Source organism: Streptomyces sp. HUAS MG91 (assembly GCF_040529335.1).
GTDB lineage: Bacteria > Actinomycetota > Actinomycetes > Streptomycetales > Streptomycetaceae > Streptomyces > Streptomyces tabacisoli.
Genome location: NZ_CP159534.1, coordinates 5,021,331 through 5,041,658, shown reverse-complemented (window position 1 = coordinate 5,041,658; position 20,328 = coordinate 5,021,331). Strand labels below are relative to the sequence as shown.

The 20,328-nt window shown below is 66.8% G+C and carries 34 protein-coding genes; 2 read left to right on the top strand and 32 right to left on the bottom strand.

Annotation, left to right across the window (positions count from 1 at the left end; translation table 11 throughout):
- Positions 1-81: 81 nt before the first annotated feature.
- The 32 genes from truA to ABII15_RS22905 all read right to left on the bottom strand — a co-directional run bounded on the left by truA (position 82) and on the right by ABII15_RS22905 (position 18,229).
- On the bottom strand, positions 82-936 hold the full coding sequence (gene truA / locus ABII15_RS23060; RefSeq protein ID WP_353944188.1) for a tRNA pseudouridine(38-40) synthase TruA: 855 nt from the start codon (positions 934-936) through the stop codon (positions 82-84).
- 80 nt (positions 937-1,016) lie between these two features.
- On the bottom strand, positions 1,017-1,523 hold the full coding sequence (gene rplQ / locus ABII15_RS23055) for a 50S ribosomal protein L17 (protein WP_111663859.1): 507 nt from the start codon (positions 1,521-1,523) through the stop codon (positions 1,017-1,019).
- A 165-nt stretch (positions 1,524-1,688) separates the two neighbouring features.
- Positions 1,689-2,711, bottom strand: coding sequence for a DNA-directed RNA polymerase subunit alpha (locus tag ABII15_RS23050; protein WP_003966937.1), 1,023 nt, complete (start codon positions 2,709-2,711; stop codon positions 1,689-1,691).
- Positions 2,712-2,835: 124 nt separating this feature from the next.
- Positions 2,836-3,240, bottom strand: coding sequence for a 30S ribosomal protein S11 (gene rpsK, locus ABII15_RS23045; RefSeq protein WP_003948617.1), 405 nt, complete (start codon positions 3,238-3,240; stop codon positions 2,836-2,838).
- A gap of 64 nt (positions 3,241-3,304) precedes the next feature.
- Entirely contained in the window at positions 3,305-3,685 is a 381-nt protein-coding gene (gene rpsM, locus ABII15_RS23040; protein ID WP_111663858.1) for a 30S ribosomal protein S13, read from the bottom strand.
- Between the two features lie 198 nt (positions 3,686-3,883).
- A complete protein-coding gene (rpmJ, locus tag ABII15_RS23035; RefSeq protein ID WP_003974245.1) occupies positions 3,884-3,997 on the bottom strand; it encodes a 50S ribosomal protein L36 in 114 nt (37 codons plus the stop codon).
- Positions 3,998-4,056: 59 nt separating this feature from the next.
- The gene (gene infA / locus ABII15_RS23030; protein ID WP_003948620.1) at positions 4,057-4,278 is read right to left on the bottom strand and encodes a translation initiation factor IF-1; all 222 of its coding nucleotides are present in this window, start codon (positions 4,276-4,278) and stop codon (positions 4,057-4,059) included.
- A 165-nt stretch (positions 4,279-4,443) separates the two neighbouring features.
- Positions 4,444-5,280: a type I methionyl aminopeptidase gene (map, locus tag ABII15_RS23025; protein ID WP_111663857.1), complete on the bottom strand. Its 837-nt coding sequence runs from the start codon at positions 5,278-5,280 to the stop codon at positions 4,444-4,446.
- A 112-nt stretch (positions 5,281-5,392) separates the two neighbouring features.
- A complete protein-coding gene (locus ABII15_RS23020; protein WP_353944187.1) occupies positions 5,393-6,040 on the bottom strand; it encodes an adenylate kinase in 648 nt (215 codons plus the stop codon).
- Positions 6,040-7,353, bottom strand: a complete 1,314-nt coding sequence (gene secY / locus ABII15_RS23015) for a preprotein translocase subunit SecY (RefSeq protein ID WP_353944186.1) — start codon at positions 7,351-7,353, stop codon at positions 6,040-6,042. The genes ABII15_RS23020 and secY overlap by 1 nt, the downstream gene beginning before the upstream one ends.
- 238 nt (positions 7,354-7,591) lie before the next feature.
- Positions 7,592-8,047, bottom strand: a complete 456-nt coding sequence (gene rplO, locus ABII15_RS23010; protein ID WP_111663854.1) for a 50S ribosomal protein L15 — start codon at positions 8,045-8,047, stop codon at positions 7,592-7,594.
- A gap of 2 nt (positions 8,048-8,049) precedes the next feature.
- Positions 8,050-8,229, bottom strand: a complete 180-nt coding sequence (gene rpmD, locus ABII15_RS23005) for a 50S ribosomal protein L30 (RefSeq protein ID WP_052580766.1) — start codon at positions 8,227-8,229, stop codon at positions 8,050-8,052.
- A complete protein-coding gene (gene rpsE, locus ABII15_RS23000; RefSeq protein WP_111663853.1) occupies positions 8,229-8,834 on the bottom strand; it encodes a 30S ribosomal protein S5 in 606 nt (201 codons plus the stop codon). The genes rpmD and rpsE overlap by 1 nt, the downstream gene beginning before the upstream one ends.
- A 41-nt stretch (positions 8,835-8,875) precedes the next feature.
- Positions 8,876-9,259 carry a 50S ribosomal protein L18 gene (rplR, locus tag ABII15_RS22995; RefSeq protein ID WP_018528362.1) on the bottom strand — a complete coding sequence of 128 codons (384 nt, stop codon included), beginning with the start codon at positions 9,257-9,259 and terminating at the stop codon, positions 8,876-8,878.
- 3 nt (positions 9,260-9,262) lie between these two features.
- Complete coding sequence (rplF, locus tag ABII15_RS22990) at positions 9,263-9,802, bottom strand: 50S ribosomal protein L6 (RefSeq protein WP_351458220.1); 540 nt, start codon at positions 9,800-9,802, stop codon at positions 9,263-9,265.
- 25 nt (positions 9,803-9,827) lie between these two features.
- Positions 9,828-10,226, bottom strand: a complete 399-nt coding sequence (gene rpsH, locus ABII15_RS22985; protein WP_018528360.1) for a 30S ribosomal protein S8 — start codon at positions 10,224-10,226, stop codon at positions 9,828-9,830.
- A gap of 211 nt (positions 10,227-10,437) precedes the next feature.
- Entirely contained in the window at positions 10,438-10,623 is a 186-nt protein-coding gene (locus ABII15_RS22980) for a type Z 30S ribosomal protein S14 (RefSeq protein ID WP_003956452.1), read from the bottom strand.
- A 5-nt stretch (positions 10,624-10,628) separates the two neighbouring features.
- The gene (gene rplE, locus ABII15_RS22975) at positions 10,629-11,186 is read right to left on the bottom strand and encodes a 50S ribosomal protein L5 (protein ID WP_018528359.1); all 558 of its coding nucleotides are present in this window, start codon (positions 11,184-11,186) and stop codon (positions 10,629-10,631) included.
- On the bottom strand, positions 11,186-11,509 hold the full coding sequence (gene rplX, locus ABII15_RS22970) for a 50S ribosomal protein L24 (RefSeq protein WP_016645174.1): 324 nt from the start codon (positions 11,507-11,509) through the stop codon (positions 11,186-11,188). Before rplX ends, rplE begins: the two co-directional genes overlap by 1 nt.
- Before the next feature lie 2 nt (positions 11,510-11,511).
- On the bottom strand, positions 11,512-11,880 hold the full coding sequence (rplN, locus tag ABII15_RS22965) for a 50S ribosomal protein L14 (RefSeq protein ID WP_003974257.1): 369 nt from the start codon (positions 11,878-11,880) through the stop codon (positions 11,512-11,514).
- Between the two features lie 97 nt (positions 11,881-11,977).
- Positions 11,978-12,262, bottom strand: coding sequence for a 30S ribosomal protein S17 (gene rpsQ, locus ABII15_RS22960; protein WP_111663851.1), 285 nt, complete (start codon positions 12,260-12,262; stop codon positions 11,978-11,980).
- Positions 12,262-12,486, bottom strand: a complete 225-nt coding sequence (rpmC, locus tag ABII15_RS22955) for a 50S ribosomal protein L29 (RefSeq protein WP_003974259.1) — start codon at positions 12,484-12,486, stop codon at positions 12,262-12,264. Before rpmC ends, rpsQ begins: the two co-directional genes overlap by 1 nt.
- On the bottom strand, positions 12,486-12,905 hold the full coding sequence (gene rplP / locus ABII15_RS22950; RefSeq protein WP_055553500.1) for a 50S ribosomal protein L16: 420 nt from the start codon (positions 12,903-12,905) through the stop codon (positions 12,486-12,488). Before rplP ends, rpmC begins: the two co-directional genes overlap by 1 nt.
- A 5-nt stretch (positions 12,906-12,910) precedes the next feature.
- Entirely contained in the window at positions 12,911-13,750 is an 840-nt protein-coding gene (rpsC, locus tag ABII15_RS22945) for a 30S ribosomal protein S3 (protein ID WP_111663850.1), read from the bottom strand.
- Entirely contained in the window at positions 13,750-14,097 is a 348-nt protein-coding gene (rplV, locus tag ABII15_RS22940) for a 50S ribosomal protein L22 (protein WP_111663849.1), read from the bottom strand. Before rplV ends, rpsC begins: the two co-directional genes overlap by 1 nt.
- Before the next feature lie 42 nt (positions 14,098-14,139).
- A complete protein-coding gene (gene rpsS, locus ABII15_RS22935; RefSeq protein WP_111663848.1) occupies positions 14,140-14,421 on the bottom strand; it encodes a 30S ribosomal protein S19 in 282 nt (93 codons plus the stop codon).
- Between the two features lie 12 nt (positions 14,422-14,433).
- Entirely contained in the window at positions 14,434-15,270 is an 837-nt protein-coding gene (rplB, locus tag ABII15_RS22930; protein WP_111663847.1) for a 50S ribosomal protein L2, read from the bottom strand.
- A gap of 38 nt (positions 15,271-15,308) precedes the next feature.
- Positions 15,309-15,728 carry a 50S ribosomal protein L23 gene (rplW, locus tag ABII15_RS22925; RefSeq protein ID WP_111663846.1) on the bottom strand — a complete coding sequence of 140 codons (420 nt, stop codon included), beginning with the start codon at positions 15,726-15,728 and terminating at the stop codon, positions 15,309-15,311.
- Positions 15,728-16,381 (bottom strand): 50S ribosomal protein L4, encoded by a 654-nt coding sequence (rplD, locus tag ABII15_RS22920; RefSeq protein ID WP_351458236.1) that lies wholly within the window; start codon positions 16,379-16,381, stop codon positions 15,728-15,730. The genes rplW and rplD overlap by 1 nt, the downstream gene beginning before the upstream one ends.
- An 8-nt stretch (positions 16,382-16,389) precedes the next feature.
- The gene (rplC, locus tag ABII15_RS22915; RefSeq protein ID WP_111663844.1) at positions 16,390-17,034 is read right to left on the bottom strand and encodes a 50S ribosomal protein L3; all 645 of its coding nucleotides are present in this window, start codon (positions 17,032-17,034) and stop codon (positions 16,390-16,392) included.
- A gap of 16 nt (positions 17,035-17,050) precedes the next feature.
- Positions 17,051-17,359, bottom strand: a complete 309-nt coding sequence (rpsJ, locus tag ABII15_RS22910; RefSeq protein WP_003948644.1) for a 30S ribosomal protein S10 — start codon at positions 17,357-17,359, stop codon at positions 17,051-17,053.
- A gap of 417 nt (positions 17,360-17,776) precedes the next feature.
- Entirely contained in the window at positions 17,777-18,229 is a 453-nt protein-coding gene (locus ABII15_RS22905) for a MarR family transcriptional regulator (protein ID WP_353944185.1), read from the bottom strand.
- Positions 18,230-18,364: 135 nt separating this feature from the next.
- Here ABII15_RS22905 and ABII15_RS22900 point away from each other — a divergent pair, with 135 nt between their 5' ends.
- Both ABII15_RS22900 and ABII15_RS22895 read left to right on the top strand, forming a co-directional pair.
- Positions 18,365-19,864 carry an MFS transporter gene (locus tag ABII15_RS22900; RefSeq protein ID WP_353944184.1) on the top strand — a complete coding sequence of 500 codons (1,500 nt, stop codon included), beginning with the start codon at positions 18,365-18,367 and terminating at the stop codon, positions 19,862-19,864.
- 95 nt (positions 19,865-19,959) lie between these two features.
- A complete protein-coding gene (locus ABII15_RS22895) occupies positions 19,960-20,319 on the top strand; it encodes a hypothetical protein (protein ID WP_353944183.1) in 360 nt (119 codons plus the stop codon).
- Positions 20,320-20,328: the final 9 nt, after the last annotated feature.

Below are 20,328 nucleotides of genomic sequence, written 5' to 3'. Positions count from 1 at the left end.
GTCACCCGACCGCCCCATTCGTTTCCCCGCGGCCGGATCGCGGAAGCATATCCAAGTTGCCTGGGATGTACACGAGTTAGTTCAGCAACAGCCCGCCCCCGGCAGGGTCCGCTTGTTGCGCGCCTCGCGGTTGCGGGCGGCCAGCAGCTCGTCGGCCGGGTAGCCGACCTCCTCCAGCGTGAGCCCGTGCGGCCGCACCACGTGCACGGCCGAGTCCCGCACCCCGGCGGCGAGCACCTTGCCCGGCCACTCCGGCGGCCGGTGTCCGTCGCCGACGAACAGCAGGGCGCCGATCAGCGAGCGCACCATGTTGTGGCAGAAGGCGTCGGCGCGCACGGTCGCGGTGATGATCCCGTCGTCCCCGCGCACCAGGCTCAGCTCCTGGAGGGTCCGGATGGTGGTGGCGCCCTCGCGCCGCTTGCAGTACGCGGCGAAGTCGTGCTCCCCGAGCAGGTCCCGCGCGGCGGCGTTCATGGCCGCCACGTCGAGCGGCCAGTCGTGCCACAGCACGTGCCCGCGCAGCAGCGGGTCGACGCCGCCCGGATGGTCGGTGACCCGGTACGCGTACCGCCGCCACACGGCGGAGAACCGCGCGTTGAACCCGCTCGGCGCGGGCGCCACGGACCACACCCGTACGTCCTTGGGCAGCCGTCCGGCGAGCCGCTTCAGCAGCTTCTCCTCGTGCTCGGCCCACACGCTCTCCGGCAGGTCGACGTGGGCCACCTGCCCGCGCGCGTGCACCCCGGCATCGGTGCGTCCGGCCACGGTCAGCTCGTACGTCTGCTCGGACCGGGTCACGGTCCGCAGCGCGCTCTCGATCTCCCCCTGCACGGTCCGCCGCCCGCCGGCCTGCTTGGCCCACCCGGAGAAGTCACTGCCGTCGTAACTCAGGTCGAGCCGTACGCGCACGAACCCGTCCGCTGCTTCATCACTCACAACAACAATCCCTCGTCAGATACGGGAAAAGCGGGCCCGCCCCGGAGGGCGGACCCGCTCAACACGCGAGGCGCGGGGCCTCAGGCGTCCTTGGACTCCTCAGCGGCGGCCTCGTCGGCCGGCTTGGCGTCCTCGACGACCTCGGCCGGAGCCTCGGTCTTCGGCTCGGCGTCCTTGGCGGCACGCTTGGTGGCGGCCTCGGCCTCACCGGTGGCCTGCTGCGCGACCGTCAGGGCCTCGACCAGCTCGATGACAGCCATGGGCGCGTTGTCGCCACGGCGGTTACCGATCTTGGTGATGCGGGTGTAGCCACCCGGACGGTTCTCGTAGCGCGGGGCGATCTCGGTGAAGAGCGTGTGGACGACGCTCTTGTCCGTGATGACCGTGAGCACCTGACGGCGGTTGTGAAGGTCGCCCTTCTTCGCCTTGGTGACCAGACGCTCCGCGTACGGACGCAGACGACGGGCCTTCGCCTCGGTCGTCGTGATCTTGCCGTGCTCGAAGAGCGACTTCGCGAGGTTCGCGAGAAGCAGCTTCTCGTGCGCGGCGCTGCCGCCCAGACGGGCACCCTTGGCGGGCTTCGGCATGGTGTTTCTCCTTGGTGTCTGCCCCGGCCGTATCAGGTACCGGGGTCAGTGTCCGAGCGGGCGGGTTTGCCCGTCGGAGACCCCGCGCCCCGTAAGGGGCGCGGGGAACTGCGCGACCAGCCGAAGCCGGTCGGCAGCCGAAATCAAACAGCCGGTCCCGAGCTCTTAGTACTGCTCGGTCTCGACGAAGCCCGCGTCCGCGTCGTCGTCCGCGCCGAAGGCATCGGCGGCGGCGGTCGGGTCGAACCCGGGAGGCGAGTCCTTCAGCGCCAGACCCATCCCGGCGAGCTTGGCCTTGACCTCGTCGATCGACTTCGCACCGAAGTTGCGGATGTCGAGCAGGTCGGCCTCGGAGCGGGCGACGAGCTCACCCACGGAGTGGATGCCCTCGCGCTTGAGGCAGTTGTACGACCGAACGGTGAGCTCGAGCTCCTCGATCGGCAGCGCCAGATCGGCGGCCAGGGCGGCGTCCGTCGGGGACGGACCCATGTCGATGCCCTCGGCGTCGATGTTCAGCTCGCGGGCGAGACCGAACAGCTCGACCAGGGTCTTGCCGGCGGACGCCATGGCGTCACGGGGACGCATGGCCTGCTTGGTCTCGACGTCGACGATCAGCTTGTCGAAGTCGGTCCGCTGCTCGACACGCGTGGCCTCGACCTTGTACGTGACCTTGAGAACCGGCGAGTAGATCGAGTCGACCGGGATGCGCCCGATCTCCTGACCGACCTGCTTGTTCTGCACGGCGGAGACGTAACCGCGACCGCGCTCGACGGTCAGCTCCATCTCCAGCTTGCCCTTGCCGTTGAGCGTGGCGAGGACGAGGTCGGGGTTGTGCACCTCGACACCGGCCGGGGGCGCGATGTCGGCGGCGGTGACCAGACCCGGGCCCTGCTTGCGCAGGTACATCACGACCGGCTCGTCGTGCTCCGAGGAGACGACCAGCTGCTTGATGTTGAGGATGAGGTCGGTGACGTCCTCCTTGACGCCCGGCACGGTGGTGAACTCGTGCAGGACACCGTCGATGCGGATGCTGGTGACAGCAGCGCCGGGGATCGACGAGAGGAGGGTGCGGCGGAGGGAGTTGCCGAGGGTGTAGCCGAAGCCCGGCTCCAGCGGCTCGATGACGAACCGGGAGCGGAACTCGTCGACGACCTCTTCGGTCAACGAGGGACGCTGAGCAATCAGCATGTTGCGATCCTTCAGTCAGGGGCACCCACTATTTGATGCCCTGAGATAAATCAAGGGTACGGGCGGCACGGCCCGAAAGAGCCGTACCGCCCGAAAACCTCAGACCAAGCAGTCGTACGTCAGATCAGACGCGGCGACGCTTGGGCGGACGGCAGCCGTTGTGCGGGGTGGGCGTGACGTCCTGGATGGAGCCGACCTCAAGACCGGTCGCCTGGAGCGAACGGATGGCGGTCTCGCGACCCGAACCCGGGCCCTTGACGAACACGTCGACCTTGCGCATGCCGTGCTCCTGCGCGCGACGGGCGGCCGACTCGGCGGCCATCTGCGCGGCGAACGGGGTCGACTTGCGCGAACCCTTGAAGCCGACGTGGCCGGCGGAGGCCCACGAGATCACGTTGCCGGTCGGGTCCGTGATGGACACGATCGTGTTGTTGAACGTGCTCTTGATGTGCGCGTGGCCGTGAGCGACGTTCTTCTTTTCCTTGCGGCGCACCTTCTTGGCAGCGCCCTGACGTCCCTTGGGGGGCATGTCGTTCTCCTACGGGAGGTGGTCGGTCCTACAGCGAAGACCGCTGAAAAGCGTCCGCTGAGGACTACTTCTTGCCCGGCTTCTTCTTGCCGGCGATGGCGCGACGCGGGCCCTTGCGGGTACGAGCGTTCGTGCTGGTGCGCTGGCCGCGGACCGGCAGACCACGACGGTGGCGCAGACCCTGGTAGCAGCCGATCTCGACCTTGCGGCGGATGTCGGCCTGGATCTCGCGACGGAGGTCACCCTCGGTCTGGAAGTTCTGGTCCACGTACTCGCGGATCTTGACGAGGTCTTCCTCGCTCAGGTCGCGAACACGGATGTTGCGGTCGATACCGACCGTGTCCAGCGTCAGCTGGGCGCGCGTACGCCCGATGCCGAACACGTAGGTGAGGGCGACCTCGATGCGCTTGTCGCGCGGGAGGTCAACGCCTTCAACGCGTGCCATTCATGGCTCCTGTTGATATTCGGAGGTCTGCAGCAGAACCGGCCCCAGGCGCCGTATCAGGTACTACCTGGGTCCTCAGCCTCCGACTGAGGGTGTCGCCACGGTGGAGTGATCCACCGCCGGCGGGCTCTGCGTATGTACTCAATGTGTTGCGTGCGTCGCGCGAATCTCTGCGAACGAACTGCAGTCAGTCGTGCGTCAGCCCTGGCGCTGCTTGTGGCGCGGGTTGTCGCAGATCACCATGACCCGGCCGTGACGGCGGATCACCCTGCACTTGTCGCAGATCTTCTTGACGCTCGGCTTGACCTTCATGGGTGAGGTTCTCCGGGTCAGTTGCCGGCGGCCCGCAGGAAGCGGGACTCGGGCAAGATCTACTTGTACCGGTAGACGATCCGGCCACGCGTCAGGTCGTACGGAGACAGCTCCACCACGACCCGGTCGTCAGGGAGGATACGGATGTAGTGCATGCGCATCTTGCCGCTGATGTGTGCCAGGACCTGGTGGCCGTTCTGGAGCTCGACCTTGAACATGGCGTTCGGAAGAGACTCGACGACAGTGCCCTCGATCTCGATGGCACCTTGCTTCTTGGCCACGCTTCGCCCTTCGAATCGACTACCTTGATCGACTCCCGCTTCGCATGCAGACATGCCAATACACGAGAGCCGACGCGTCAGTCTACGTCAGTACCCCCGGAAAGACGAATCCAGGGATTCTCCCCTACCAGAGAGATCACTAAGCCCGCCACTCGGGCCCCTTTTTCACCCCAGCGGATCGGGCGCGGCCGTGATCCCCATCTCCGCCAGCTTCGCCTTGCCGCCATCAGGTGCCGTCAGGACCAGGGGGCCCTCCTCCGTCACCGCCACCGAGTGCTCCCAGTGGGAGGACCAGGTGCCGTCCGTGGAGACCACGGTCCAGTCGTCCTCCAGGACCGCCGTACGGGGGGTGCCCAGGGCGACCATGGGCTCGATGGCGAGGCAGAAGCCGGGGACCAGCTTCGGGCCCTTGCCGCGGCGGCGCTCGACATAGTTCAGGAGGTGCGGGTCCATGTGCATCTCGGTGCCGATGCCGTGGCCGCCGTAGTCCTCGACGATGCCGTACTTGCCGCCGCCGGGCTTGGGCTGGCGGCGGATGTACGTCTCGATGGCCCGCGAGATGTCCACCAGGCGGTTACCGGCCTTCATGGCCGCGATACCGGCCCACATCGACTCCTCGGTCACCCGGGACAGCTCGATCAGCTCCGGTGCGTGACCGGAACCGACGAACGCGGTGTACGCGGCGTCGCCGTGCCAGCCGTCCACGATCGCGCCGCAGTCGATGGAGATGATGTCGCCGTCCTCCAGGACGACCTTCTCGCTCGGGATGCCGTGGACCACGACCTCGTTCTTCGAGGTGCAGATGGTGGCGGGGAACCCGCCGTAGCCCAGGAAGTTCGACTTCGCGCCGTGCTCGTCGAGCACCTTGCGCGCCACCTCGTCCAGGTCCCGGGTGGTGGCGCCGGGCACGGCCGCCTCACGGGTCGCGGCGTGGATCGCCGCGACGACAAGCCCCGCCTCCCGCATCTTGCGAATCTGGTCGGGGGTCTTGATCTGCACCATGGGGGCCTGCGCTCTCCGTCATCCGGTACGAGGTGTACGTACACCAACACTAAGGCCGCGGCCCCCCGGACGGGGAACCGCGGCCTCAGCCACGTACAGACGTGCGACGGGACTAGCGTCCCAGGGCCACCATGGCCCGCGCCGTGACCTCCTCGACCTTGCCGAGGGCGGAGATCGTCACGACGAGCCCCTGCTCCCGGTAGTAGTCGATGATCGGCTCGGTCTGGGTGTGGTAGACCTCCAGCCGCTTGCGGACGGTCTCTTCCTTGTCGTCGTCGCGCTGGTACAGCTCGCCGCCGCAGACGTCACAGACGCCCTCGGTCGCGGGCTGCTTGTACACGACGTGGAAGACGTGCGCCGATTCGTTGCGGCAGATGCGGCGGCCGGCGATGCGCTTGACCACCTCGTCCTCGGGGACCTCCAGGTCCAGGACCGCGTCCAGCTTCACGTCGTCGGCCTTGAGGGCGACGTCGAGCGCCTCGGCCTGCGAGACGTTGCGAGGGAAGCCGTCGAGCAGGAAGCCGTTCACGGCGTCCGGCTGTTCCATGCGGTCCTTGGCCATCCCGATGGTGACCTCGTCCGGTACCAGCTGGCCCGCGTCCATGTAGGACTTCGCCTGCTTGCCGAGATCCGTGCCCTGGCTGATGTTGGCACGGAAGAGGTCGCCCGTGGAGATGTGCGGGATCGACAGGTTCTGGGCGAGGAACGCGGCCTGCGTTCCCTTGCCAGCCCCGGGCGGCCCGACGAGGACGATTCGCATCAGCGGAGGAACCCTTCGTAATTGCGCTGCTGGAGCTGGCTCTCGATCTGCTTCACCGTCTCCAGCCCCACACCCACGATGATGAGGATGCTGGTGCCGCCGAACGGGAAGTTCTGGCTTGCCCCGAAACCAACCAACGCCATCGTCGGTACGAGAGCGATCAGACCCAAGTACAGCGAACCCGGCCAGGTGATCCGGTTGAGCACGTACGAAAGGTACTCAGCGGTCGGTCGGCCAGCCCGGATGCCCGGGATGAAGCCACCATACTTCTTCATGTTGTCCGCGACTTCCTCGGGGTTGAACGAGATCGCCACGTAGAAGAACGCGAAGAAAACGATCAGGAGGAAGTACGTGACGATGTAAATCGGGTGATTTCCCTTGGTCAGGTGGTCGTCGATCCACAGCTTCCAGCTGGAGTTGCCGCCCGCGAACTGGGCGACGAGTGCCGGGATGTAGAGGAGCGACGAGGCGAAGATGACAGGGATCACACCCGCCTGGTTCACCTTGAGCGGGATGTACGTAGACGTACCGCCGTAGGACCGGCGCCCGATCATGCGCTTCGCGTACTGGACCGGGATACGGCGCTGGGCCTGCTCGACGAAGACCACCAGGCCGACCATGACCAGGCCGACGAGGATGACGGTGCCGAACTCGATCCAGCCGTCGGCCAGCGAGCCCTGCTGCTTGATGGCCCACAGCGAGGCCGGGAAGCTGGCCGCGATCGAGATGAACATCAGGATCGACATGCCGTTGCCGATGCCGCGGTCGGTGATCAGCTCACCGAGCCACATCATCACGCAGGTGCCGGCGGTCATGACGATGACCATGGTGACGGTGATGAAGATCGACTGGTCCGGGACGATCTGGCTCGCGACGGAGCAGCCCTGGAAGAGCGCGCCGGTCCGGGCGGTGGCCACCAGGCCGGTGCCCTGGAGGATGGCGAGAGCCACGGTCAGGTAGCGCGTGTACTGCGTGATCTTCGCCGTACCGGCCTGACCCTCCTTCTTGAGGGCCTCCAGACGCGGGATCACCACGGTGAGCAGCTGCAGAATGATGCTCGCGGTGATGTACGGCATGATGCCGAGCGCGAAGACCGTGATCTGGAGCAGCGCGCCACCACTGAACATGTTGACCAGGCCGAACAGGCCGGTCGTGGAGCTGGACTGGTCCATGCACGTCTGGACGCTCGAGTAATCCACGCCGGGGATCGGGATGTGCGCCCCGAGCCGGTAGATCACGATGATGCCCAACGTGAAGAGCAGCTTCTTGCGCAGGTCGGGCGTCTTGAACGCCCGGGCGAACGCGGTGAGCACGGTGCCTCCTGCGACCCCCGCGCGCGTGCGTCAGAGGTGACGGTCTTGAGGATTCGACGAATACGTAACGGTCAAGGTCCGTGATTGGTGCCGGGGGCACACAGATCCCAGAAATTAACAGCGGACGCCACCTTACCGGCGTACCTGCCCCCCTAGGAACGACCAACCGGGGATACCCCTTTTGTTGGGGTATCCCCGGTCGGGATCGTTCACGTCATCGAGACGTCGTCCGATGGACTCAGACGAGCTCGGTGACCGTACCGCCGGCGGCGGTGATCTTCTCCTTGGCGGAGCCGGAGACGGCGTCGACCGTCACCTGCAGCGCCACGGTGATCTCGCCCTGGCCGAGGACCTTGACGAGGCTGTTCTTGCGGACAGCACCCTTCTCCACCAGACCCTCGACGGTGACTTCGCCACCCTCGGGGTACAGCGAGGCGAGCTTGTCCAGGTTCACGACCTGGAACTCGACCTTGAAGGGGTTCTTGAAGCCCTTCAGCTTCGGGAGACGCATGTGGAGGGGCATCTGGCCACCCTCGAAGCGCTCCGGAACCTGGTAACGGGCCTTCGTGCCCTTGGTACCACGACCGGCCGTCTTACCCTTCGACGCCTCACCACGACCGACACGGGTCTTCGCGGTCTTGGCACCGGGGGCCGGACGGAGGTTGTGGATCTTCAGCGGGTTGTTCTCCGCCATGATCAGACCTCCTCAACCGTCACGAGGTGGCGGACGGTGTGCACCATGCCGCGGAACTCGGGGCGGTCCTCCTTGACGACCTGCGTGTTGATGCCCTTGAGACCAAGGGAACGCAGGGTGTCACGGTGGTTCTGCTTGCTGCCGATGTACGACTTCACCTGCGTGATCTTGAGCTGCGCCATTACGCACCAGCCCCGGCACGCGCACGGAGCAGAGCCGCGGGGGCGACGTCCTCGAGGGGCAGACCACGGCGGGCCGCGATCTCCTCGGGGCGCTGCAGGCCACGGAGGGCCTCCACGGTCGCGTGCACGATGTTGATCGCGTTGTCGGAGCCCAGGGACTTCGACAGGATGTCGTGAACGCCGGCGCACTCGAGCACGGCGCGCACCGGACCACCGGCGATAACACCGGTACCCGGGGACGCGGGCTTGAGCAGCACGACGCCGGCAGCCTTCTCACCCTGGATCGGGTGCGGGATGGTGCCCTGGATACGGGGGACCTTGAAGAAGTGCTTCTTGGCCTCCTCAACACCCTTGGCGATGGCGGCCGGCACCTCCTTGGCCTTGCCGTAACCGACACCCACGGTGCCGTCACCGTCGCCCACCACGACCAGCGCGGTGAAGCTGAAGCGACGACCACCCTTCACAACCTTGGCGACGCGGTTGATCGCGACAACGCGCTCAACGTACGCGGTCTTCTCGGCGGCAGCAGCGCCACCGTCGCGACCCTTCCGGTCCCGCCGCTCGCCGCCACCGGCACCGCCACCGCGGCGCTGGGGTCCAGCCATTGGAATTACCTCTCTCTGTTTCCGCTAGCTACGGAACCGGCTCAGAACTTCAGGCCGGCTTCGCGGGCGGCGTCCGCCAGGGCAGCGATGCGCCCGGCGTACTGGTTACCACCACGGTCGAACACGACAGCCTCGACACCGGCGGCCTTGGCGCGCTCGGCGACCAGGGCGCCGACCGACTTGGCCTGCGCGGACTTGTCGCCCTCGCCACCGCGGATCGAGGTGTCCAGGGTCGACGCGGACGCGAGGGTGTGACCCTTAACGTCGTCGATGACCTGGGCCACGATGTTGCGGTTCGAGCGCGTCACGACCAGGCGCGGACGCTCGGCCGTACCCGAGATGTGCTTACGGATACGGATGTGGCGGCGCTTGATAGCCGCACGCTTGTAAGCGTCGCCCTTAGCGATCTTCTGACCGTATGCCATGGCTTACTTACCCGCCTTTCCGACCTTGCGGCGGATGACTTCGCCTTCGTACTTGACGCCCTTGGCCTTGTACGGGTCGGGCTTGCGCAGCTTGCGGATGTTGGCCGCAACCTCGCCGACCTTCTGCTTGTCGATGCCCTCGACCGAGAACTTGGTCGGCGACTCGACCTTGAACGAGATGCCCTCGGGCGCCTCGACCGTGATCGAGTGGCTGTAGCCGAGCGAGAACTCCAGGTTGGAGCCCTTCGCCAGGACGCGGTAACCGACACCGCTGATCTCGAGCTTCTTCACGTAACCCGTGGTCACGCCGGTGATCATGTTCGCCACCAGCGTGCGGGACAGGCCGTGCAGGGCCTTGTTCTGACGCTCGTCGTTGGGGCGGGTGACGTTCAGGACGCCGTCCTCGCCCTTGGCGATCTCGATCGGCGCCACGACGGTGTGCGTCAGGGTTCCCTTGGAGCCCTTGACCGTGACCGTCTGGCCGTCGATGGTGACGTCCACGCCGGCGGGAACCGTGATGGGGAGCTTGCCAATACGCGACATAGCTGTTTCCTCCTGTTCCCTTCCGCTACCAGACGTAGGCGAGGACTTCCCCACCCACGCCCTTCTTGCCTGCCTGCTGGCCGGTCAGGAGACCGTGCGACGTGGAGATGATCGCCACGCCCAGGCCACCGAGGACCTTCGGCAGGTTGGTGGACTTCGCGTAAACGCGCAGACCCGGCTTGGAGATGCGCTTGATGCCGGCGATCGAACGCTCACGGTTCGGGCCGAACTTCAGCTCGAGGACGAGGTTCTTGCCGACCTCGGCGTCCTCGACCTTCCAGCCGGTGATGAAACCCTCCTGCTGGAGGATCTCGGCGATGTGCGACTTGATCTTGCTGTGCGGCATAGCCACGGTGTCGTGGTACGCCGAGTTCGCGTTCCGCAGACGCGTAAGCATGTCTGCGATCGGATCAGTCATGGTCATGAATTGGCCTTCGGCCTCTCTCGCCGGGGTTTCCTGTATGCGCCATCCCTCTCCCCACACAGGGGCGGGACGGGTGCGGCGCGGGGACCTACGGCGTAGTAAGTCGGTCAGGGCGGCAGAAGCGCCCAACCCTCCCAGCCTAAGCCATGAGAGCGGGGGCCACTGCCGACCCTTTACTTACCGAGAGATCCAAATAATCCCAACTAGGGGATTACCAGGAGCTCTTGGTCACGCCCGGCAGCTCGCCACGGTGAGCCATCTCACGAAGGCACACGCGGCACAGGCCGAACTTGCGGTAGACGGAGTGCGGACGACCGCAGCGCTGGCAGCGGGTGTACGCACGCACGCCGAACTTGGGCTTGCGGGCAGCCTTCGCGATGAGAGCCTTCTTCGCCATCTCGCTTACGCCTCCTTGAACGGGAAGCCGAGGTGACGAAGGAGCGCGCGGCCCTCAGCGTCGTTGGTCGCCGTGGTGACCACGGTGATGTCCATACCCCGGACGCGGTCGATCTTGTCCTGGTCGATCTCGTGGAACATGACCTGCTCGGTGAGACCGAAGGTGTAGTTGCCACGGCCGTCGAACTGCTTGGGGGACAGACCACGGAAGTCGCGGATGCGCGGGAGCGCGAGCGACAGGGTGCGGTCCAGGAACTCCCACATGCGGTCGCCACGAAGCGTGACGTGGGCACCGATCGGCTGGCCCTCACGCAGCTTGAACTGCGCGATGGACTTGCGGGCCTTGGTGATGGCCGGCTTCTGACCCGTGATGGTGGTCAGGTCGCGGACAGCACCGTCCATGAGCTTCGAGTCACGCGCAGCGTCACCGACACCCATGTTGACCACGATCTTGACCAGGCCGGGGATCTGCATGACGTTCTCGTACGAGAACTCGTCCTGCAGCTTGCCCTTGATCTCGTCGCGGTACTTCTGCTTCAGACGCGGGGAAGTGGTGGTCGTCATCAGATGTCCTCACCCGTCCGCTTGGCAACGCGGATCTTGTTGCCTTCGTCGTCGAAGCGGTAACCGACGCGCGTCACGACCTTGTTGCCGTCCTTCTCCACGACCAGCTGGACGTTGGAGACGTGGACGGGGGCCTCGGTGGTGACGATGCCGCCGGCCTGCGAGCCGGAGGCGGTGGGGCCGGCCTTGGTGTGCTTCTTGACCCGGTTGACACCCTCGACCAGGACGCGCTCGTCGCGCGGGTAAGCGGCAATGACCTTGCCCTGCTTGCCCTTGTCCTTACCGGTGATGACCTGGACCAGGTCGCCCTTCTTGATCTTCATGCTTACAGCACCTCCGGCGCGAGCGAGATGATCTTCATGAACTTCTTCTCGCGCAGCTCACGGCCCACCGGGCCGAAGATACGGGTGCCGCGAGGGTCGCCGTCGTTCTTCAGAATGACGGCGGCGTTCTCGTCGAAGCGGATGTACGAGCCGTCCGGACGGCGGCGCTCCTTGACGGTGCGAACGATGACCGCCTTGACGACGTCACCCTTCTTCACGTTGCCACCGGGGATCGCGTCCTTGACGGTGGCGACGATGACGTCACCGATGCCCGCGTAGCGGCGACCCGAGCCACCGAGAACACGGATGGTGAGGATTTCCTTCGCACCCGTGTTGTCGGCGACGCGAAGTCGCGACTCCTGCTGGATCACGTCTATCTCCTGTTTGTCTGCCGGTTCCCCCGGGGCAGTTCAGCGAACTGCCCCGGGAGCCTGGCGGAACGAACCCTGAGGGAAACCCCTCAGAGAATTACTTGGCCTTCTCGAGGATCTCGACGACGCGCCAGCGCTTCGTCGCAGACAGCGGCCGGGTCTCCATGAGGAGGACGCGGTCGCCGACGCCGGCGGCGTTCTGCTCGTCGTGCGCCTTGAGCTTGTTCGTACGGCGGATGACCTTGCCGTACAGCGCGTGCTTGACGCGGTCCTCGACAGCGACGACGACGGTCTTGTCCATCTTGTCGCTGACGACCAGACCCTCACGGGTCTTGCGGAAGCCGCGGGCGGCAGTCTCTTCAGTCACAGTCTTCTCGCTCATCAGGCGCTCTCCACCGTCTCGATGCCCAGCTCGCGCTCACGCATGAGGGTGTAGATCCGCGCGATGTCCTTGCGGACGGCCTTGAGCCGGCCGTGGTTCTCGAGCTGACCGGTCGCCGCCTGGAAGCGGAGGTTGAACAGCTCTTCCTTGGCCTCGCGGAGCTTCGCGAGAAGCTCCTCGTTGCCCAGCTCGCGCAGCTCGGACGCCTTGGTCCCGGCCGACATCACGCCTCACCTGCTTCGCGCTTAACGATCTTGCACTTCATCGGCAGCTTGTGGGCCGCACGAGTCAGGGCTTCACGCGCGATCTTCTCGTTGGGGTACGACAGCTCGAACATGACGCGTCCGGGCTTGACGTTGGCGATCCACCACTCCGGCGAACCCTTACCGGAACCCATGCGGGTCTCGGCGGGCTTCTTGGTGAGGGGACGGTCCGGGTAAATGTTGATCCAGACCTTGCCGCCACGCTTGATGTGACGCGTCATGGCGATACGAGCGGCCTCGATCTGACGGTTCGTCACGTACGCCGGGGTGAGGGCCTGAATGCCGTACTCACCGAACGCAACCTGCGTGCCACCCTTGGACATACCGCTGCGCTTCGGGTGGTGCTGCTTGCGGTGCTTGACCCTACGGGGGATCAGCATTTCGGTCAGGCCTCCGTTCCGGTGCTCTCAGCCGGAGCGGCAGCGGCGGGCGCGTCGGCCTTGGGGGCCTCGGCGGCCGGAGCCGTCTGCTGCTGCGGCTTGCGACCGCGACCGCCACGCTCGCCACCGCGGCCACCACGGCCGGCCGGGCGGTCGTTGCCACCACGGGCCGGGCGGTTGCCGGCGCGGGCAGCGGCGTTCTCGGCGCGAACCTCGGCGATGTTCTTGACGTCGCCCTTGTAGATCCAGACCTTCACGCCGATGCGGCCGAAGGTCGTCTTGGCCTCGAAGAAGCCGTAGTCCACGTTGGCGCGGAGCGTGTGCAGGGGCACACGGCCCTCGCGGTAGAACTCCGAACGGGACATCTCGGCACCGCCGAGACGACCGCCACACTGGATCTTGATGCCCTTGGCGCCCGCCTTCATCGCCGACTGCATGCTCTTGCGCATGGCACGACGGAAGGAGACGCGGGAGGACAGCTGCTCCGCGACGGCCTGGGCCACGAGCTGAGCGTCCGTCTCGGGGTTCTTGACCTCGAGGATGTTCAGCTGGACCTGCTTGCCCGTGAGCTTCTCGAGGTCACCGCGGATGCGGTCGGCCTCGGCGCCACGGCGGCCGATGACGATGCCGGGACGAGCGGTGTGGATGTCCACACGCACGCGGTCACGGGTGCGCTCGATCTCCACCTTCGAGATGCCGGCGCGCTCCATGCCGGACGTCATCATCCGACGGATGGCGACGTCTTCCTTGACGTAGTCCTTGTACAGCTTGTCGGCGTACCAACGCGACTTGAAGTCGGTCGTGACACCGAGCCGGAACCCGTGCGGGTTTACCTTCTGGCCCATTACCGGGTTCCTTCCTTGCTGCTGACGACCACGGTGATGTGGGAGGTCCGCTTGCGGATCCGGTAGGCACGTCCCTGGGCACGCGGACGGAACCGCTTCAGGGTCGGGCCCTCATCGACGAACGCCTCGCTGATGAACAGCGACGAAGCGTCCGGGTGGTCGTAGTTGTGCGCGGCGTTGGCAATGGCGCTGTCCAGCACCTTGCCGACCGGCACGCTCGCGGCCTGCGGGGCGAAACGCAGGACCGCCTGAGCCTCCGTGGCATCCATGCCACGGATGAGGTCCACCACGCGGCGGGCCTTCATGGGCGTGACGCGGATGTACCGCGCCTGGGCCCTGGCTTCCATGGTTGTCCCTTCGGTGTTAGTCATAGTCGATTCCACCCCGCCTTAGCGGCGCTTCGACTTCCGGTCGTCCTTGACGTGACCCCGGAAGGTGCGCGTCGGCGAGAACTCGCCGAGCTTGTGGCCGACCATCGACTCGGTGACGAACACCGGGATGTGGGTCTTGCCGTTGTGCACCGCGATCGTGTGGCCCAGCATGCTGGGGATGATCATCGAGCGACGGGACCAGGTCTTGATGACGTTCTTGGTACCGGCTTCGTTCTGTACGTCCACCTTCTTTACGAGGTGGCCGTCGACGAAGGGTCCCTTCTTGAGACTGCGCGGCATCTAAACCCGCTCCTAGCGCTTCTTGTTCGACTTGCGGCGGCGGACGATGTACTTGTTGCTCGCCTTGTTGCGATCACGAGTACGACCCTCCTTCTTGCCCCACGGCGAGACCGGGTGACGACCACCGGAGGTCTTGCCTTCACCACCACCGTGCGGGTGGTCGACCGGGTTCATGACGACACCACGCACGGTCGGGCGGACGCCCTTCCAGCGCATGCGGCCGGCCTTGCCCCAGTTGATGTTGCTCTGCTCGGCGTTGCCGACCTCGCCGACGGTGGCGCGGCAGCGCACGTCGACCAGGCGGATCTCACCGGACGGCATACGGAGGTGCGCCATGGCGCCCTCCTTGGCCAGCAGCTGCACGGAGGCACCCGCGGAGCGGGCGAACTTGGCGCCACCACCGGGACGGAGCTCGATCGCGTGGATCGTGGTACCGACCGGGATGTTGCGGAGCGCCAGGTTGTTACCGGGCTTGATGTCGGCCGCCGGGCCGTTCTCCACCACGGCACCCTGCGCGAGACCGCGCGGAGCCAGGATGTAGCGCTTCTCGCCGTCCGCGTAGTGCAGGAGGGCGATACGGGCGGTGCGGTTGGGGTCGTACTCGATGTGAGCGACCTTCGCCGGCACGCCGTCCTTGTCGTGACGACGGAAGTCGATCACGCGGTAGGCGCGCTTGTGTCCGCCACCCTGGTGGCGAACGGTCACGCGACCGGAGTTGTTACGACCGCCCTTGCTGTGCAGGGGGCGGACCAGCGACTTCTCCGGCGTGGACCGCGTGACCTCGACGAAGTCGGCGACGGAGGAGCCACGGCGGCCCGGCGTCGTCGGCTTGTACTTGCGGATTCCCATTTCTCAGTCCTCGTCCGATATTCGGACCGGGCGCTCCGTTAGGAGGCCTGGCCGAAGATGTCGATACGGTCGCCCTCAGCAAGGGTCACGATCGCGCGCTTGGTGTCGGCACGCTTGCCGAACCCGGTGCGCGTGCGCTTGCGCTTGCCCTGACGGTTGATCGTGTTGACGCCGGTGACCTTGACCGAGAAGACCGCCTCGACGGCCTGCTTGATCTGGGTCTTGTTGGCGCCGGGGGCCACGATGAACGTGTACTTGCCCTCGTCGAGAAGCGCGTACGACTTCTCGGAGACGACCGGCTTGACGAGAACGTCGCGCGGGTCCGAGAAGGACTTGCTCAGCGGCGTGGGCTCGACAGCGATCTTGCCCTCGGTGGCGATGCGCTTCGCCTTGGCGACGCGCGCGGCCTTGGCGGCCTTGGCGGCCTTCGAGGCGATGCTCGGGTGACGCGTAGCCATCAGGCCTCGCTCCCTTCGGTGTCAGCGGCCTTGGGGCCAGACACGAAGGACTCGAAAGCGGCCTGGGTGAAGACCACGTCGTCCGAGACGAGAACGTCGTACGTGTTCAGCTGGCCCGGCTCCAGGATGTGGACCTGGGGCAGGTTGCGGGCGGAGAGCCACGCGGCCTCGTCGGCGCGGTCGGCGACCAGGAGCAGGTTCTTGCGCTCCGAGATCTTGCCGAACAGCGTCTTGGCGGCCTTGGTGGAGACCTCGCCCTCGACCACGCCGGAGACGACGTGGATGCGAGCGTTGCGGGCCCGGTCGGTGAGGGCGTGACGCAGCGCGGCAGCCTTCATCTTCTTCGGGGTCCGCTGCGAGTAGTCACGCGGCACGGGACCGTGCACGACGCCACCACCGGCGAACTGCGGCGCGCGGGTCGAGCCCTGACGGGCGCGGCCGGTGCCCTTCTGGCGGTAAGGCTTCTTGCCACCACCACGGACTTCGCCACGGGTCTTGGTCTTGTGCGTGCCCTGGCGGGCAGCGGCCAGCTGCGCGACGACGACCTGGTGAAGCAGCGGAACGCTGATCTTCTCGACGGCGAAGATCTCCGCGGGGAGCTCGACCGTCCCGGTCTTGTCGCCTGCCGGCGAAAGGATGTCAACAGTGCTCATCGGTTACCTCAGGCCCCCTTGGCCGCGGTGCGGACCAGGACGAGGCCGCCGTTCGGACCGGGAACCGCGCCCTTGATGAGCAGCAGACCCTTCTCCGCGTCAACGGCGTGGACGGTCAGGTTCTGGGTGGTGACCCGCTCGTTGCCCATACGGCCCGCCATGCGGAGGCCCTTGAACACACGGCCGGGGGTGGCGCAGCCACCGATCGAGCCCGGCTTGCGGTGCACGCGGTGGGCACCGTGCGATGCCTTGCCACCGGCGAAGTTGTGACGCTTCATGACACCGGCGAAGCCCTTGCCCTTGCTCTTGCCGGTCACGTCCACCTTGATGCCGGACTCGAAGGTCTCAGCGGTGATCTCCTGGCCGAGGGTGTACTCGGAAGCGTCCGAGGTACGGATCTCGACGAGGTGACGACGGGGGGTGACGTCGGCCTTGGCGAAGTGGCCCTTGAGGGGCTTGTTCACCTTGCGCGGGTCGATCTCGCCGAACGCGATCTGGACGGACTCGTAGCCGTCGACGTCGTTCGTGCGGACCTGGGTCACGACGTTGGGGCCGGCCTTGACGACGGTGACCGGAACAACACGGTTGTTCTCGTCCCACACCTGCGTCATGCCGAGCTTCTCGCCCAGGATGCCCTTGATCTGCTTAGCCATTATCGATCACCAGCCCTTAGAGCTTGATCTCGATGTCGACACCGGCCGGGAGGTCGAGTCGCATCAGAGAGTCAACGGTCTTGGGGGTCGGGTCGAGAATGTCGATCAGGCGCTTGTGCGTGCGCATCTCGAAGTGCTCGCGCGAGTCCTTGTACTTGTGCGGCGACTTGATGACGCAGTACACGTTCTTCTCGGTAGGCAGCGGCACCGGGCCCGCGACCGACGCACCAGTGCGGGTCACCGTCTCGACGATCTTCTTCGCCGAGGAGTCGATGACCTCGTGGTCGTAGGCCTTGAGCCGGATGCGGATCTTCTGTCCCGCCATGGCTACTTAGTAGTCCTGTCTCTCGTAACGCTCTGGCTCCTGGGGGGCCTGTTTCACACTTCCTCCGACCCACGCGGTCGGGCGTGTCGCGGTCTCGCTGACAGAAATATCCGTACGGATTTCCCTGCTACAGGAACCGCGGCCCGAGGCCGCGAGGCTGGGGGAAGAAACCCACCAGGCGCCTGGTGGAGCTCCGCGCTGAACTTCCCGGAAGATTCCCGTACGTCCGTCCCAGCGCTGCCGCAAGCGACAGATGGGGCGACGAGTACTGTGGGACTCGCTTCCGGTCCTCCCGGCGGGAGGCGCGCAGCATCGGCACTCAACCGAGCAACCCCGCTAGTCTGCCATACGGGGCATGTCCGGGGCCAATCGAGCCGTAGAGACTACCCCGAGAGTGACGAAGGTCAAACCCGCCGTCTAACTCCCCGCGTGCGCCACGTACAGCGTGCGCAGCGCCTCGGTCAGCACCCGCGCCGTCTCCTCGTCCAGCGGCGCCAGATACGCCCGCTCCGTCTCGACGCGGGCCCGGTCCGCCTCGCGCTGACAGGTGACGCCGGCCGGGGTCAGCGCCACCACGTTGCGCCGGCGGTCCACCGCGCTGCGGCGGCGCTCGACCAGCCCCTTGCCCTCCAGGGCGTCGATGACCGCGACCATCGTCGTGCGGTCCACCCCGATGAGCTGCGCCAGCTCGTGCTGCGAGCGCTCCTCGCCGTGCGTCGCGATGACCGACAGCACGCCCACCTCGCGCGGATTCACGCCGTACGGCTCGAGCGCCTCGGCGAGCATCCCGGACAATTGGTGAAAAGCGAGCTTGACGAGATACCCGAGGCGGTGGGTCAGAGGTCCCGCGGAGGAGGGGTCGACCGTCATGCTCGTAGCGTATCCTGATTCTGATAGTCAGCGATACTGACGATCAGGGCTCACGCAGAGCCGACTCCGCCCCGCCCTTCTCCGCGCGGCGAGACCCCGCACTTTCACGCGCCCCACAGGAAGCGACCCTCGCCCATGAGCGACTCCATATCCGCGCCCGCCGCCGGAGCGGCACCGGTCTCCCCGGGCGCCCCGGCGGCCGATGCGCCCGACCCCCGCCGCTGGTGGGGCCTGGTCGTCATCGCCCTGGCCCAGCTGATGGTGGTCCTCGACGCGACCATCGTGAACATCGCGCTGCCGTCCGCCCAGACGGCCCTCGGCATGTCCGACGCCAACCGGCAGTGGGTCATCACGGCCTACACCCTGGCCTTCGGCGGTCTGCTGCTGCTCGGCGGCCGCGTCGCCGACCTCGTCGGCCGCAAGCGCACCTTCATCATCGGTCTGATCGGCTTCGCGCTCGCCTCCGCGCTCGGCGGCGCCGCGCAGAGCCCCGGCATGCTGTTCGGCGCCCGCGCCCTCCAGGGCGTCTTCGGCGCGATCCTCGCGCCGTCGGCGCTGTCGCTGATGACCACGACGTTCACCGACCCGCGCGAGCGCGGCAAGGCGTTCGGCATCTACGGCGCGCTCGCGGGCGCGGGCGGCGCCGTCGGCCTGCTGCTCGGCGGCATCCTCACCTCGTACCTGAACTGGCGCTGGTGCCTGTACGTGAACATCCCGATCGCGATCGTCGCCGTCGTCGGCGCCGTGATCCTGCTGCACGACCGCGCGGGCCACAAGGACATCAAGCTCGACGTGCCCGGCGTGATCCTGGGCTGCGGCGGCCTCGTCGCGATCGTCTACGGCTTCTCGGAGGCCGAGCCGCGCGGCTGGGGCGACTCGATGGTGGTCTCGCTGCTGATCGGCGGCGCGGTGCTGCTCGTCGCGTTCGTCTTCTGGCAGAGCCGCGCCAAGTCGCCGCTGCTGCCCCTGCGCATCCTCAAGGACCGCAACCGGGCCGGCTGCTTCCTGACCATGGGGCTGGCCACGATCGGCATGTTCGGTCTGTTCCTGTTCATGACGTACTACCTCCAGGGCATCCTCGGCTACTCGCCGGTCCGCACCGGCCTGGCCTTCCTGCCGATGTCGGTGGCGATCATCATCGGCTCGACGCAGATCTCGGCCCGCCTGCTGCCCAAGGTCCCGGCCCGCGCCCTGATGGTCCCGGGCATGGTCCTGGCCGCCGGCGGCCTGCTGATCCTGACCCAGCTCGACGTCGACTCCTCGTACGTCAGCCATGTGCTGCCCGCCGAGCTGATCCTCGGCCTCGGCATGGGCCTGACGTTCATGCCGGTCTTCTCCACGGCGACGAGCGGCGTGCGCCCGCAGGACGCCGGTGTCACCTCCGCGATGGTCAACACCTCGCAGCAGGTGGGCGGTTCGCTCGGCACGGCCCTGCTGAACACCATCGCGACGTCGGCCACGGGCTCGTACATCGCGAGCCACCTGACCGACCCCTCGAAGAAGGACCAGGTCGTCGCCGCGGGCATCGTCCACGGCTACACCCACGCGATCTGGTACGCGGTCGGCGCGATGCTCCTCGCCGGAGTCTGCGCGTTCTTCCTGGTCGACGCGAAGCCCCAGGCGGCGCGTCACTGACCGGCGCGGTCCCGGACACCGGATCGGCCACTGCGGCCCCGAACTCCCCTGTGGCTCCGTACAGTTGACGTGTTGTCGCTGATCGAGGGGGAGCGATGGGTTCTGCCGCCGCGGAGTCGTCCGGTGTTCCGGGACTGCCGTTCTGGGTGTCGCACGACGACCGGGCCGACTCCGACCGCGAGTTCGACGACGACGGCGACACCATGGGGCTGTTCCGGGACGACGACCCGGACGTGCGGCTGAGGAACGTGCCGCTGGGGCCGCTGCGGAAGAACCTCGCCGCCGCGGTGGACGCCTTGCAGGAGGTCTTCGCGGAAGCCGCGGCGCGCGGCGGGCCGCTGCCGCTGCGCGAGGCGCACCTGTCCTTCTCGGTGACCGCGAGCGGCGGGGTGCAGTTCATCGGGAGCGCGCAGATCCAGCGTGGCCACGGCATCACGCTGGTCTTCAAGCAGTGACCGGTCCGT